At 45.7% G+C, this 13,688-nt stretch carries 13 protein-coding genes; 5 read left to right on the plus strand and 8 right to left on the minus strand.

The window, feature by feature from the left end:
• Positions 1-28: 28 nt before the first annotated feature.
• Positions 29-3,388 (minus strand): DNA polymerase III subunit alpha, encoded by a 3,360-nt coding sequence (gene dnaE, locus AS888_RS11160; protein ID WP_311316476.1) that lies wholly within the window; start codon positions 3,386-3,388, stop codon positions 29-31.
• 181 nt (positions 3,389-3,569) lie between these two features.
• On the opposite strand from dnaE, the gene ytrH reads away from it, so the two are divergent.
• Both ytrH and ytrI read left to right on the plus strand, forming a co-directional pair.
• Positions 3,570-3,905, plus strand: a complete 336-nt coding sequence (gene ytrH / locus AS888_RS11165) for a sporulation membrane protein YtrH (RefSeq protein WP_061142230.1) — start codon at positions 3,570-3,572, stop codon at positions 3,903-3,905.
• The gene (gene ytrI, locus AS888_RS11170; protein ID WP_061142231.1) at positions 3,902-4,408 is read left to right on the plus strand and encodes a sporulation membrane protein YtrI; all 507 of its coding nucleotides are present in this window, start codon (positions 3,902-3,904) and stop codon (positions 4,406-4,408) included. The genes ytrH and ytrI overlap by 4 nt, the downstream gene beginning before the upstream one ends.
• A gap of 61 nt (positions 4,409-4,469) precedes the next feature.
• Here ytrI and AS888_RS11175 read toward each other — a convergent pair whose 3' ends face one another.
• A complete protein-coding gene (locus AS888_RS11175; protein ID WP_061142232.1) occupies positions 4,470-5,408 on the minus strand; it encodes a DHH family phosphoesterase in 939 nt (312 codons plus the stop codon).
• 163 nt (positions 5,409-5,571) lie between these two features.
• On the opposite strand from AS888_RS11175, the gene AS888_RS11180 reads away from it, so the two are divergent.
• The gene (locus tag AS888_RS11180; RefSeq protein ID WP_061142233.1) at positions 5,572-5,874 is read left to right on the plus strand and encodes a YtpI family protein; all 303 of its coding nucleotides are present in this window, start codon (positions 5,572-5,574) and stop codon (positions 5,872-5,874) included.
• 32 nt (positions 5,875-5,906) lie between these two features.
• On the opposite strand, the gene AS888_RS11185 is transcribed toward AS888_RS11180, so the two are convergent.
• The 3 genes from AS888_RS11185 to AS888_RS11195 form a co-directional block, all read right to left on the minus strand.
• Positions 5,907-7,226 carry a DRTGG domain-containing protein gene (locus AS888_RS11185; protein WP_061142323.1) on the minus strand — a complete coding sequence of 440 codons (1,320 nt, stop codon included), beginning with the start codon at positions 7,224-7,226 and terminating at the stop codon, positions 5,907-5,909.
• A 71-nt stretch (positions 7,227-7,297) separates the two neighbouring features.
• Complete coding sequence (locus tag AS888_RS11190) at positions 7,298-7,522, minus strand: hypothetical protein (RefSeq protein WP_061142234.1); 225 nt, start codon at positions 7,520-7,522, stop codon at positions 7,298-7,300.
• A 256-nt stretch (positions 7,523-7,778) separates the two neighbouring features.
• Positions 7,779-8,459 (minus strand): metal-dependent hydrolase, encoded by a 681-nt coding sequence (locus AS888_RS11195; protein ID WP_061142235.1) that lies wholly within the window; start codon positions 8,457-8,459, stop codon positions 7,779-7,781.
• A gap of 119 nt (positions 8,460-8,578) precedes the next feature.
• Between AS888_RS11195 and AS888_RS11200 the strand changes: the two genes are divergently transcribed.
• A complete protein-coding gene (locus tag AS888_RS11200; RefSeq protein ID WP_061142236.1) occupies positions 8,579-9,676 on the plus strand; it encodes a M24 family metallopeptidase in 1,098 nt (365 codons plus the stop codon).
• Positions 9,677-9,754: 78 nt separating this feature from the next.
• Here the strand turns inward: AS888_RS11200 and AS888_RS11205 are convergent, their stop codons facing one another.
• A complete protein-coding gene (locus tag AS888_RS11205) occupies positions 9,755-10,324 on the minus strand; it encodes a hypothetical protein (RefSeq protein WP_155645464.1) in 570 nt (189 codons plus the stop codon).
• A gap of 211 nt (positions 10,325-10,535) precedes the next feature.
• Here AS888_RS11205 and AS888_RS11210 point away from each other — a divergent pair, with 211 nt between their 5' ends.
• A complete protein-coding gene (locus AS888_RS11210) occupies positions 10,536-10,988 on the plus strand; it encodes a universal stress protein (RefSeq protein ID WP_061142238.1) in 453 nt (150 codons plus the stop codon).
• Positions 10,989-11,038: 50 nt separating this feature from the next.
• Here AS888_RS11210 and argH read toward each other — a convergent pair whose 3' ends face one another.
• Positions 11,039-12,418, minus strand: a complete 1,380-nt coding sequence (gene argH, locus AS888_RS11215) for an argininosuccinate lyase (protein ID WP_061142239.1) — start codon at positions 12,416-12,418, stop codon at positions 11,039-11,041.
• The gene (locus AS888_RS11220) at positions 12,415-13,620 is read right to left on the minus strand and encodes an argininosuccinate synthase (RefSeq protein WP_061142240.1); all 1,206 of its coding nucleotides are present in this window, start codon (positions 13,618-13,620) and stop codon (positions 12,415-12,417) included. The genes argH and AS888_RS11220 overlap by 4 nt, the downstream gene beginning before the upstream one ends.
• Between the last annotated feature and the right edge of the window lie 68 nt (positions 13,621-13,688).

Below are 13,688 nucleotides of genomic sequence, written 5' to 3' on the forward strand. Positions count from 1 at the left end.
TAACATATCTATTAAAGTTGTAAAACAGTTATTCTTTCTTGTAAACCACATTCCCTTTTCCGACCATGTCAATTAATGCCTGCAACAAACTGTCGGTAGGATTGACCCAATCCCAATAAGATAGCTGTACATAGCGGTTTTCCCTTTCGTAAAAAAGCATGACCTTCGTTTCGCCGCCGTGCTGCAGTAAAATTTTTTTTATTTTTTGCAGCGTGTCATTCGTTTGCTTGTCAGCTTCAACCTTCAGGAAGATCGTTCCATTTTTTTCTTCCTTCATTTGCTTCACTTTTTCGAGCGGGTATACACTTTTGATCAGCAGCTGGTTTTTTCCATCACGCTCTTCCAGCGTTCCTTGCAGCATGATGACTTGTCCGTGGCTCAATTCCGCAGAATGGAGTTTATACACATTCGGGAAAGCGACCGCTTCGATATCCCCCTCTTCATCACTTACGCTCAAAAATGCCATCACATCGCCCTTTTTCGTCCTTATCGTTTTTACCGATGTAATATAGGCGCCAAGCAAGATTTTCGATTCCTTCTTATTGGTCGCTTCATCTATGCTCAAACAGCCGAAGTATTGGAAAAGCTCCCTGTAGCCGGTCACGGGATGATTCGATAGGTAAAGTCCCAATGCGTTTTTTTCCAATGCCAGTTTGTCTTCGATCGGGATGGGGTCGACATGATTGTACTTAGGCTTGAGGGAAAATTCGCCATCCGAAAACATATCGAATAGATCATCGTCCGGATTGACCAATTCAGTATGGCTTATCGCGACGTCCAGGCTTGCCAGCAATGTAGCCCGGTCTTCCCCGAATTCATCGAATGCACCTGAATTCACAAGGGCCTCGAGCACCTTTCTATTGACGATCTTACCCGATACTCGCAAACAGAAGTCGAATAAATCCTCGAATTTCTTTTGCCGTCTTGCCGCAAAGATTTCCTTCAAGACGGTACCCCCTATCCCTTTAATGGCTCCTAGGCTAAAACGGATTCCTTCCTTTTCCGGTATGAACGGATAGCCGCTCCGGTTAATTGAAGGAGCAAGGACGGCAATCCCTTTCTTTTTTGCCTCTCGGATATATTGGGCGACCTTTTCATCATTCCCGATTACCGATGTCATGAGAGCTGCCATGAAATATTCAGGGTAGTGGGTTTTCAAGTATCCCAGCTGATAGGCAATGACACTGTATGCGACCGCATGGCTGCGGTTGAATCCATAATTGGCGAACCGCACGATCAAGGAGTATATCTCATCCGCGGTTTTTTCGGAATATCCTTGCTGCAAGGCCCCGCTGACAAAATGCTGACGCTCCTCATCCAGTACATCTTTTTTCTTCTTGGAAACGGCCCTCCTGAGCAGGTCTGCTTCCCCAAGTGAAAAACCGGCCAGGCGTGAGGCAATTTGCATGATTTGTTCTTGATAGACAATGACTCCATATGTAGGCTCCAGTATATCCCGCAAATCCTCGTGCAAGTAATCGATGGGCGCCAAACCATGCTTTCGCTCGATGAACAATGGAATGTTTTCCATCGGACCTGGACGGTAGAGGGCATTGACCGCGACGATATCCTCGAATCGGTTCGGCTTCAGCTTGACCAAAACCTTCCTGATGCCATCCGATTCGAATTGAAACACTCCGGTTGTTTCGCCTCTCCCTAATAACGCCAGGGTTTCGGGATCATCCATGGGGATTTGGGAAAGGTCGAGCTTTCTCCCGGTTCCTTTTTGGATATTTTTTATAATATTATCGATGAGCGTCAAGTTGCGGAGTCCCAGGAAGTCCATTTTAAGGAGACCAAGCTCTTCAAGAAGGTCCATCGGATACTGCGTCAGATGGATGCCCTCATGCCCTCCGGAAATCGGGATATGCTCGGTCAGAGCCTGGTCGCTGATGACGATACCTGCAGCATGAGTCGAAGTGTGGCGAGGCAATCCTTCAAGCAATAGCGCCGTTTGAAAAAGCTTTTGATTCAGATTGCTCTCATTAACGAAATCGCGCAGCCGCTTCGATTCCTTGAAAGCCTCAGGCAGCGTTATGCCAAGGCGGTTTGGAATCATTTTCGAGACCGCTTCCTGTTCCTTGGAATTCAATCCGAAAACGCGTCCCGTGTCCCTCAATGCGGCTTTGGCCGCCAATGTACCGAACGTAATGATTTGAGCTACATGATATTCGCCGTATTTCTTGGCGACATAGGCAATCACCTCTTCACGGCGGTTATCCGGGAAATCAATATCGATATCGGGCATCGAGACCCTTTCCGGATTCAGGAAACGCTCGAACAGCAAGGAATGCTCGATTGGATCGACATCCGTTATCGACAGCACGTAAGCGACCATCGACCCTGCGGCAGATCCCCTTCCAGGTCCGGTCAGGATTTGCTGATCCTTAGCAAATTTCATGAAGTCCCACACGATTAAAAAGTAATCGCTGAATTTCATCTTAGTAATGACATCCAATTCATATCGCAGTCGCTCTTCATATTGAATGGGCGGCTCCGGCAGCCTCTTCTTCAACCCATCGAAACAAACGGCTTCGAGCATTTCCTCTGCCGTCATCCCGGCTTCGGTAGGATACTTAGGCAGCAGGGACCGGTGAAACGGAATGTCCAGGTTGCATTGCCCGGCAATAACGAGCGTATTTTCGAGTGCATCCGGCCTGTCATGAAATAACTCCGCCATCTGTTTCCGGCTCTTCAAATAATATTGCTTGGATTCAAGCACCGTGTGCGCTTCATCAGCGAGCTTGTCCCCATTTCCGATCGCCAGCAACACTTCTTGGGCAAGTGCATCGCTTTCGTTCAAATAATAGACTGGATTCGTCGCTACGACCTTTATCCCTAACTCTTTCGCAAGCAGACTTATGGCTTCGTTTCCTTCCTCTTCATTTGCAATCGACAATCTCTGTATCGATGCATAAAAGTTATCCGCCCCAAAAATCTGCTGAAACTTCCTGGCTGCCTGTTGGGCTTCTTCCGGCCTTTCTTCCTTTAGCAGCGTTTCTATTTCCCCTCCGGCCCCCGGCGTGATCGCAATCAATCCCTTGGAGTAGCCTTTAAGCCAATTCATCGGGATGCCCGAAGGTGATTTCGTTTTTATGGCACTGCTTATCTTAAGCAGGTTCTGGTATCCTTGTAGATTTTTTGCTAATAACAGAAGTCCATGCGCCGCTTCCCATTCATCCAGGACATCCGCTAGAATCCCGATGATCGGCTTTATTCCCTGTCTCTTGCATTCTTTATAAAAATAGACTGAACCGTACATGACATTTCGATCGGTCAAGGCAAGACTTGTACAGCCATCCGCTTTCGCTTTGGCCACAAGTTCCGTAATCTTCACCGTGCTTGTCAGCAGGCTGTATCCGCTCTGAATATGGAGATGAGTATACACGTTTTTTTCTCCCACCTTTGTAAGGCATGTTTCTTTCATTATAGTGTTTATTTCAAAAAAAGAAAATATGTTCTCATTTCCAATCCCATTTCGCACCGTATTTCCACAGGCTATCATATTCCCCCTGCACTCCCCATATAATTGGAATAGAAGAATATCAAGCCAAAAAGGATGATGATACATGAATGAAGCCTTTGTTCCTGCCTTTCTTAACAGCTTTTTCATATCGCTTGGCGTTCTGCTTGGCGGCTCGATAATCGGAGGCCTCGCCGCTTTTTTTACGGGACAGGCCCCGATGACAGCTGTTTTCCGATTATCGGACAGCCTGCGGATTTGGGCCATCGTCGCGGCGATCGGAGGTACTTTTGATATGGTCTATAATTTTGAGCGCGGCATTTTTCACGGGGAAACGAAGGATATCGTCAAACAGGTTCTATTGATTCTGTCTGCGCTTGGCGGTGCACAGACAGGAGCACTGATCATCAACTGGTTCACGCAGGAGCATATCTCCCCATGAGGATCCCCCCTTATCATCGGGCACCCACCTGGCAGCGTTTTTTTGCCGGGGCTGCCCTTGGCGGATTGCTCAGCTGGGTGATGTTCTTTTATATGCACGGGGTCCAGCAGGAGAAGCAGATCCGGACCCTTCACGAGCAGCGGGAAGAAATCAAGGATTTGAATGGAAAAATCGCCATTTGGGAGCAAGATTATAAAAAATTGAATCAGCAAAACGAAGAAATTTTAACGATTCAGGAAGTGGAAGTGAAGATTACGAACGGTACGGATTATAGCCTCGATCATCTGAGTGTGGCGGAAGCGGAGGATTTGATAGAGGACGATCTATCCTCGCTGCTTGCCAAGGATGTCGTGAGTGTATATAACGGAAAGATGTTATTGAAAAAATCCATCGAGAATAAAATCATGACCATCAATAAAAAGCGGTATCATCTTCAAGTTTCCGAAATCATGTTTTATACGAAAATGAATATCGAGATCAAACTCAAAAGGACTACTTCTTGACTGGTGTCTAAAACATAAAGGCAAAGGCCAAATCCCATTCGATTTGGCCTTTGCCTTTTTTTCATTCCGCTTTATTCAACGCTTCCATATCGGCAAGGATCATATCGACCTCATCCCAGGAATGGATCGAAGCCCCGGCAGCAAGCGGATGGCCGCCGCCGTTGTATTTCCGGGCGATCGTATTGATGATCGGCCCTTTGGAACGGAAACGGACTCTGATCTCTTGATCTTCTTCAATGAAAAACACCCATGATTTCACATTTTTGATCGAGCCGAGCGCGGATACGAGCTGTGAAGCCTCCAATGCCGAAGCATCGAATTTTTCAAGGATATCTTTCGTGATGATCATTTTCCCCGTCCCATATGGCAGGATTTCAAAATGCTGCAGCACATAACCATTCAAGCGGACGATGCTTTCCTTGACATCGTACATCTCCTGATATAACTGCGGGCGGGAAAACGAATAGGTGATCAATTCACCGGCATGGTCAAATGTCTTTTCCGTCGTGCTCTGGAACAGGAAGCGTCCTGTATCGCCAACGATGCCTGCATAAAGAAGGCGTGCCGCTTCGTCAACCATCTTCAACCCTTGATCTTTGCCGAACAGGTAAAAATCATAAATCATTTCACATGTGGAACTTGCTGTTGTATCGACCCACAGCATATCTCCATATGGATCTTCATTAGGATGATGATCGATCTTGATCAGCTTATCCCCCGTTTTATACCGTGCATCACAAATCCGGTCCGTATTTGCTGTATCGCATACGATCACCAAAGCCCCTTGATACGTTTCATCCGAAATCACATCAAGCCTTCTTAAATAATTCAATGACGGTTCTTCCTTACCGACAGTGAATATCCGTTTTTCAGGGAAAGATGCTTTCAGGATTTCCGCCAGTCCCCCTTGTGAACCATAGGCATCCGGGTCCGGACGGACATGACGATGGAGAATGATCGTATCATAACGCTTTATTTCTGCCAAAATCTCAGCTTTCATATAAATCTCCCTCCAACATATGTATTAGTAGTTTAAGTTGATATATTTCATTTAATCAAATATTTGGAGAAATAGGAAGACTCATCTTGTTTCCTGTGGCATTCCAACGAATTTCCCGCTACAATAAAAAGGTACATATGTTAAATTGGGGGAATTTCAAACGATGCCTATCCTTGTCACCTTGATCGTACTTTCACTGGGAATCTATCTGTTTTATAAAATCAAATCGGTACGCACCAAAATGCCGATGGAGAAAAAGTGGATCTCCGGAAAGTCTTCCATTGCCCTAGGGGCGTTTGTCGCCCTTTTTGGGATCAACCAGCTTTTTCTGTTCCACACGACCACCACTTATATCATTGCCGCCGTTTTCATCTCAGTCGGCCTGTTCAGCATTTTTGGAGGCTATAAAATGTATAAATATTACCTGCCATATGCGATTGAAGAAGCCGCAAATCAAAAAGGATAATCGACCTTCGATTATCCTTTTTGATTCATTTTTCAAGATCTGTCCAGCAATTGGCACGTTAACATGGCCTTCCCGACAAGTTTACCTTGGTTAAACACCTCGACATCCACTTTTCCGAATTTACGCCCTACGTCAAGAACACGCGGGCGAATTTCAAGCGTACTGTCGATTTGGACTGGCTTGATGAAATAAATCGTCATATTCTCCACAACCAAGTCACCTCGCTTGTAGCTTCTCAGTGCCCGGTTCGCTGAATCCGTAACCAATGTCGTGAACACCCCGCTCGAAATCGTCCCAAGGTAATTGGTCATTTGCGGAGTGACGCCATAGTTATACACTTCCTCACCTTTCCCCCGGTTCGAAGTCATCACAAGCTGACTCGTAATCGTATCATCGATCGTCTCGCCAACCTGCGGCTGCCTTTGGCTCATTTGCAGCGCCTTCAGCACATCCTGCCTGCTCACGATTCCTTTGAGGATATGACTGTCATTCACGACCGGAATCAATTCGATCCCTTCCCAAACCATCATATGCGCAGAAGAGGCCACACTCGTTTTATCACCGACGGTCAACGGATTTTTCGTCATCACCTTTTCGATGAGTGTCAACTCCTCCTGACCGATGATATCTTTTGAAGTGACCATTCCTTGGACCTTCATATTGTCATCAACAACAGGGAAACGGCTATGACCTGACTCCTGATTGAGTTCGTGCCATGTCTGAACCCTGTCACCGATCGTCAAAAAAGTCGTCTCCTGAACCGGTGTCAAGATATCCTCCACAAGCAAGATTTCCTTTTTGATCAACTGGTCATAAATCGCCCGGTTGATCATCGTGGCGACAGTGAAGGTATCATAGCTCGTGGAAATGACGGGCATTTCCAATTCATCAGCTAACCTTTTAACCGGCTCTTCCGTATCGAAGCCTCCGGTAATGAGCACCGCCGCTCCCGCTTTTAGCGCATGCTCATGGGCCTGTGTACGGTTTCCGACGATCAACAGATTTCCTGCGCCTGTATATCTCATCATCGCATCCAGCTTCATTGCCCCAATGACGAATTTATTCAAGGTTTTATGAAGTCCCGTTTTGCCGCCCAGAACTTGTCCGTCCACAATATTAACCACTTCGGCAAAAGTGAGCTTTTCAATATTCTCTTTTTTCTTTTTCTCGATACGAATCGTGCCTACCCGCTCAATCGAGCTCACAAAGCCCTGATTCTCCGCCTCTTTAATGGCCCGATACGCCGTTCCTTCACTAACATTCAATGCTTTCGCAATTTGGCGGACGGAAATCTTCTCGCCAACTGGAAGCCCATCGATATGCTTTAATATTTGTTCATGCTTTGTAGCCAAGCGCTTCACCCTTTTCACGGTATTCCTATTCCCCATTATAAGGTCAAAGAGCCCAGTTTATCAAACAACTACTAATATTGGCGCAGCCTTTTGTATTCCACCTCCCGTTTCCGCTTGTGCTTTTTAGGCGAATATAGAATGCCCGTCAAGTTCCCGGCCACAGCCAGCAATGCGAACAACAGCCAAGATCCGGCAAACAAGCCCTCCAGCCCGCCGCTTTCCAACGACAACCGCGGCACCGCATAATAGAGCATCACTCCGCATAAAAGCAAACACAACAACAACCTCTGCTTCATCCAATCCCCCCCTTTTTTGCCATCTATTCATTTTATGCCTGCGAAGGAAAAAAAGACTGACCTGCATGAACGAGATTTACTTGTCTATATGTACATATGGCGATCTTCCTTTAAAATGAAGAGAGCAATAAATAGTGGATATAACAGATTGGAATGGAACGGTCTAAATACTGATTCCCCCCCTGGCATAACTAAAAAAATGCAGACAAACTCAAATCATGCTCAAGTTTGTCTGCATTATGTACCGTTCCATTCTTTATAATTCTATTTCATCTCCGGGTTCCATGATGAATCCATTTCCCTCTTCAAGCAGGTCAAGGAATCGGTTGGGATCCTGCTTGATGACAGGGAACGTATTGTAATGGATCGGCACGACTTGCTTGGCTTGAAGGAATTTCGCTGCCAGCGCCGCATCTTCCGGACCCATGGTGTAATTGTCGCCGATCGGCAAAAAGGCCAGGTCAATCGGATGACGTTCCCCGATCAATTTCATATCGGAATATACCGATGTATCTCCGGCATGATAGATCGTTTTTCCTTCTATCGTCAGTAACACACCTGCTGGCATGCCTAAATAGATGATCTGTCCATCTTCTGCATTGAAGCCCGTACCATGAAAGGCTGGTGTCAGCTTCACTTTTCCAAATTCGAACTCAAAAGCTCCGCCAATGCTCATTCCATGAGTCCTGACACCTTGTGCACCAAAGTAACCGGCAAGCTCTGCAATGCCAATGACGAGTGCATCATGTTTCTTCGCCAATTCAACCGTGTCCCCTACGTGGTCATTATGTCCATGCGTCAGGATGATCACATCCGGTTTGACATCGTCAACCTTCAAATCGGTTAGTGCATTTCCGTTGATGAACGGGTCGAATAATATCGTTTTACCATTCGTTTCGACTTTTACAACTGCATGTCCATGAAAAGATACTTTCATTTATGATGCTCCCTTCCATACCCAATAATTTTGATTCAATAGATTTCTTGGGACTTTCCCATTTACTATGCTTTTAAATATTGCTAAGGTAATTATATCTTATTAATGGAGGTATCGTCATGAATGAACGTTTGACAGAATTACAAAATTGGCTTCAGACCAATGAGGTGGAAGCCGCTTTTCTTACATCCACCGAGAGCATCTTCTATTTAAGCGGATTTTTTAGTGATCCCCATGAAAGACTGCTTGCACTTGCCATTTTTGCAGATGCCGACCCATTCCTCGTCTGTCCGCAAATGGAGGTGCCCGATGCTAAACAAGCTGGATGGGCTGGGGATATCATCGGATATACCGATATTGAAAACCCATGGGAAAAAGTGAAGCAAGCCGTGACGGACCGCGGACTGACCATCCATAAAATGGCGATTGAAAAAGAACATATGAATGTGGAACGCTACGAGCACATCCAGCATCACTTCAAAGCACCAAAGCTCGTTCCGGCAGAAGAAAAACTGCAAAAGATGCGAATGATCAAGTCGGATGATGAAATGGTCAAAATCCGGGAAGCCTGCCGACTGGCCGACTTCGCGATTGAAGTGGGTGTCAGCGAAATCCATGAAGGTAAAACGGAAATGGAAATCCTTGCAGCGATCGAATACGAATTGAAAAAGGCCGGGGTCAGCCAAATGTCATTCTCCACGATGGTACTGACGGGTAAAAATGGTGCCTCGCCTCATGGTACACCTGGAAATACGAAAGTTCAGCGCGGGGACCTTGTTCTCTTCGACTTAGGCGTCGTTCATGAGGGATACTGCTCTGACATCACCAGGACCGTCGCTTACGGTGACGTCAATGATAAACAGGCAGAGATATATGAAACGGTCCGCATGGCTCAGGAAGCTGCCGTAGCAGCCAGTAAGCCAGGCGTTGCCTGCTCGGCGGTTGACTTGATAGCCAGAAACATCATCCGCGAAAAAGGATATGGCGATTTCTTCCCGCACAGACTTGGCCACGGACTTGGGATCAGCGTCCATGAATACCCGTCCTTGACCGAAACGAATTCACTCGAGCTTCAATCCGGTATGGTTTATACAATCGAACCGGGTATCTATGTTCCAAATGTTGCTGGCGTCAGGATCGAGGATGATCTTTTGATAACCGAAACAGGCTGTGAAGTCCTGACCAAATATCCGAAGAGCTTGCAAATCATCAAGTGATGGGGTGACCAACCCCAGGAACCCCCAATCTCAGTCGAGATGGGGGTTTTGCTTTTCATTCACGATCCAATTTCATGACTAATCGGTCCATACTTCATGCTTAACGACCTTATCACTGTCGTCATACCAAAGGAGCAGCCACTCACTATCTATCCTTATGAAGCCCCTTTCGGCTCCAAGATAATAAACGATCGCATCTTCCGCTGAAAAATATTCGGTATCTGTCGGCGGACCTAAAAGAGCGATCACTTCTTTTTCCGTCTTTCCGATGAGCCGATGTTCCTTCAATAAATCATCGACCATATCGGTTCTTTCTTCATGATCCTTCAGCCACCTTTCAGTGCTGAAACGGGATTTAGATTCGTTCACTCCCAAAAGGACCAGACAAGCAAGCAAAAGAAGAAAGCCGACACTTGTTATGATTCTGAATATCGTTTTCCACTCTTTGTTTTCATGTCTATCGGTATATTTCGAGGATATCCCCTGAACCACTAGCAAAGCTGCAAATGGAAGAAGCAAGGCAGCCACGCTTGCGGCACTGATAGAAACCCTTGCGATATTAATGTATAGGATCGCAATGAAATAGATTAGCATAAACACGAGTACATATAAATAAAAGGCCAGATTCACCATTCTTGAAAGTCTCAAGGAAAAAACACCCCTCCCGCTCATCAGATTACCATAAATAAACAAATAGCGTAAAGACATAAAAGATATAAGGAATCAATCTCTTTTATTGTGTCTGATTACGGTTTCTTCGCTCATTGGCTAAAACATTCGCTAATTTGTTATAATTGAAATAATATCCAACAGGTAAACCATAGTATAATAGGAATGAAATAGAAGGAGGAGATTCACTATGAATAGTATAGATTATAAAAATATTCTCGTAGCGGTGGATGGTTCGGAAGAAGCGGAGTGGGCATTAAAAAAGGCCATCTATTTGGCGAAACTCAGTGACGCCACGCTTGTGCTGACACACATCGTTGATACAAGGAATTTCCCTACAATCGAAGCTTATGATATGACCCTCCGTGAACGTTCTGATGCCTTTGCCAATGAGCTATTGGAAAAGTACAAAATGGAAGCAGTGGCATCCGGAATCGTACACGTCCAAACTGAAGTGGCATATGGGTCACCAAAGGTACAAATCCCGAAAGATTTAGCGAAAAAACATTCAATTGATTTAATCGTTTGCGGTGCAACGGGCCTTAATGCCGTCGAACGCTTCCTGATCGGCAGCGTATCGGAGGGCATCGTTCGCCATTCCAGCTGCGATGTAATCGTCGTGCGTACGAATACTGATAAATAATCAGCAAAAAAGCTCGTTCACATTTCCAGTGAATGAGCTTTTTTTTGCTGTTATTTCCTTACCAGCTTCTCTGCTTTTTCAATGGCAAGCTGCACTTGGGCAAAACCAGTACCGCCCGCACTATTACGGCGTTTGACAGCTTCATAAGGATTTAAGGCCTCGTATATATCATGGTCGAACAGCTCGGATGCTTCCTGGAATTGCCCGATGCTTAGGTCGACCAGATAACAGCCCTTCTGCACACACTGCAATACCAGTTTCCCGACAACCTCATGCGCCTTGCGGAAGGGCATTCCCTTTGCAGCTAGATAGTCAGCCAATTCCGTCGCATTCGAGAAATCATTCCTTGTCGCTTTCTCCATGATGTCCTTTTTCACGTTCATGGTTGAAATCATGCCGGCAAAAATCTTGAGTGAACCTACAATGGTTTTAACCGTATCGAAAACGCCTTCTTTATCTTCTTGCATATCCTTGTTATACGCAAGCGGGAGTCCTTTCAAAACGGTCAATAACCCCGTTAAATTCCCATAAACACGTCCGGTTTTCCCACGGATCAATTCAGCCATATCCGGGTTCTTCTTCTGCGGCATGATGCTGCTTCCCGTTGAAAAAGCATCGTCCAATTCAACGAATTGAAATTCCTGGCTTGACCAAAGGATGATTTCTTCACTGAAACGCGATAAATGCATCATCATCGTCGCACTGTTGCTCATGAACTCAATGGCAAAGTCACGATCGCTTACCGCATCAAGGCTATTTTCATATATTCCATCGAACCCCAAGAGCTCTGCACTGAGGGCACGGTCAATCGGGAATGTCGTCCCGGCCAATGCGCCAGCTCCCAATGGTGACATGTTGATTCTTTTGTAGCTTTCGGAAAAACGCTCTTTATCACGCTCGAGCATCCAAAAATAGGCCATTAAATGGTGGGCAAATGAAATGGGCTGTGCCCGTTGCAAATGAGTATACCCGGGAATGAGTGTTTCGACATTTTCCTTTGCCTGTCCCAAAATCGCTTCCTGAAGATCATTGATGAGTTGAAGAATCACATCCGTTTGATTCCGCATATATAAATGAAGATCTGTGGCAACCTGGTCATTACGGCTTCTGCCAGTATGGAGCTTACCGCCCACTGGACCGATTTCACTTATCAGCATGCTTTCCAAGTTAAGATGGATATCCTCCATCTCAACCTTAAAAGTCAATTCTCCCTTTGCCGCTTTTCCCTGTAAGGTTTTCAGCCCGGCAATAATCTGATCTGCATCTTCTTCAGGCAGGATGCCGCATTGCTTTAGCATCGTGACATGAGCTAGGCTTCCTTGAATGTCTTCGAGGACAAGCTCCTGATCAAAGGAAATGGAAGCTCCGAATTCGTCTACCCATTCCTCTGCAGATTTCGTGAATCTTCCTCCCCAAAGCTTGCTGCTCACACCGTCACCTTCTTTTTATTGACCATGCTGTTCACTTTCGTTGGAAGTCCCCATAGCTTAATGAATCCAACTGCTGCATCATGATCGAATTCATCCGCCTTTGTATAAGTGGCCAATTTCTCATCATAGAGGGAGTATTCCGATTTTCTGCCTTCAACGATCGCGTGACCTTTGAATAGTTTCACGCGAACCGTTCCGGTTACGTTCACTTGTGTTTCTTTCAAGAAAGCGGCCAATGCTTTTTGAAGGGGCGAGAACCAAAGTCCTTCATAAATCAATTCCGTCATTTTCTTTTCGATCACAGGTTTGAAGTGAGCCAGCTCTTTTACAAGCGTAATGTCCTCAAGCTCTTTATGGGCAGCAATCAATGTCATCGCACCAGGCGCTTCATAGACTTCACGGGACTTGATTCCTACTAATCTATTTTCCACATGGTCGATACGACCGACTCCATGCTTGCCGGCGATTTCATTCAGCTCAACGATCAAGTCTGCCAATTTATAATGTGTGTTATTCATCGTGACCGGCACACCTTGTTCAAATCCAATTTCAATGATGTCAGCCGTATCCGGCGTGTTTTCAAGGCTTGCAGTCAGATCATAAGCCTCTTCCGGAGGGGCTGCCCATGGATCCTCCAGGATTCCGCATTCGTTGCTTCTTCCCCAAAGGTTTTGATCGATCGAAAATGGGCTTGCCAAGCCGATCGGTACCGGAATTCCATTTTTCGCTGCATATTCGATTTCTTCTTCACGAGACCATTTCCAGTCACGGACAGGTGCAAGAACTTCTAAATTAGGATTCAAAGCTGAAATGGAGACTTCGAAACGCACTTGGTCATTTCCTTTTCCCGTACAACCGTGCGCAACAGCCACTGCATTTTCCGCTTCAGCCACTTCCACTAATTTCTTCGCGATAAGCGGACGTGATAGAGCTGACACCAATGGATATTTCCCTTCATACAAAGTGTGTGCCTGAAGGGCCGTTAAAGCGAATTCATCCGCAAATTCATCTTTTGCATCAATCACATATGAACTGACGGCACCAACCGTAATCGCTTTTTCCTTAATGAAGTCGAGATCTTTGCCTTCACCGACATCCAAGCAGCATGCCACCACTTCATATCCTTGATCTTGTAACCATTTAATTGCAACGGAAGTATCCAAACCTCCGGAATATGCTAAAACAACTTTTTGATTTGCCATTTTCATCGTCCCTTTCGTGTGAATAAAAATTCATACATTGTTATTTTTATTCATTCTATGATTAGTAC

Origin of the sequence: Peribacillus simplex (assembly GCF_001542915.1) — a bacterium.
Classification (GTDB): domain Bacteria; phylum Bacillota; class Bacilli; order Bacillales; family DSM-1321; genus Peribacillus; species Peribacillus simplex_B.